The sequence below is a fragment of the Streptomyces sp. P5F9 genome, assembly GCF_057961495.1.
In genome coordinates this window covers 1-998 of record NZ_JBXVPZ010000969.1, presented here as the reverse complement: position 1 = coordinate 998, position 998 = coordinate 1, and the positions used below count along the sequence as shown (strand labels likewise).

The window sequence follows — 998 nt, the reverse complement described above, 5'->3', positions numbered from 1 at the left end:
CGCCTGCCCCAACCGCCGCCGCTGCCCGAGCCAGGAGCCAGGATGGTCTCGCTCACCTCTGAGGAAGACACCCGCAAGGTTCAGACGGCGGTCATCGGTCAGGCCGAGTCGGACTGGCCGGTATTCCTGCCGTACGACCACGACGACTTCGACCGGTTCATGCGGGGCCGGACCCGCGACGACTTCTACTGCGGCGTCCTGCTCGGCGGCTGCGGCAAGAAGTTGACTCCGAAGCGGTACACGGAGAAGAAGTGCCACTTCGCGCACCGGCCACCCGTGCACTGCCGCCGCACGGAGACCGGTGAGGCCAGCGCAGATCACCTGTACATCGGGCAGGCGCTACGGCGCTGGATACTGCGACAGGGGTACCAGGACGCCGAGGTCACGTACCTGGACCCCGGGTCGGTCCACGGTGGAGCCGTCGAGGTCCGGTTCGGTCAGGGCCGGTGCCGGCTCATCCGGGTCCAGTTGGCCCGCCTCTCCCTCCGCGAGTGGCAGGAGACCCGCGAACGCCTCGCCGCCCGGCACACTCACGTCCACTGGGCGTACGGACCCTACTGTGGGCTCTCGCACAACGAGGTGGACGCCGCCGGGCACGCCATCCGCATCTCCTGCCGCACCGAGGGCGAGACCCGCGAGGTGTACGTGGGCACGCAGTACCCCGACAACAGCCTCGCATGGTCGACCCTCACCGAGTGCCGCCTCGCGGACGAGGGGATCATCACGCCCAGGCACGATGCCGAACCGATGACGAGCAGTACCCCCGTTCCCGTTGCGTTCCCTCTCGCCCCGGGCACCATCGCCTTCACGTCAGCCATCGAGTTCCCCTCACCGGCCACCGTGCCGGAGCCAGACGGCACCGCCGTACGCCTCTACGAGGCCGATGTTCAACCGCTCGACTCGGCCGTGCTCCGGGCCTGGATCACGCTGCCGTACGACCACCCCACCCCACCCCCGCACCAACTCCACGTCATCTACTCCTCAGCGCACCTACTACC

1 protein-coding gene is annotated in these 998 nt (G+C 68.8%); it reads left to right on the top strand.

The genetic code is table 11. The features are described 5' to 3' along the window. Positions 1–42 precede the first annotated feature (42 nt). Positions 43–998: competence protein CoiA family protein (locus AC31A1_RS51865; RefSeq protein WP_489659988.1), on the top strand; the 956-nt coding region annotated here is incomplete at its 3' end.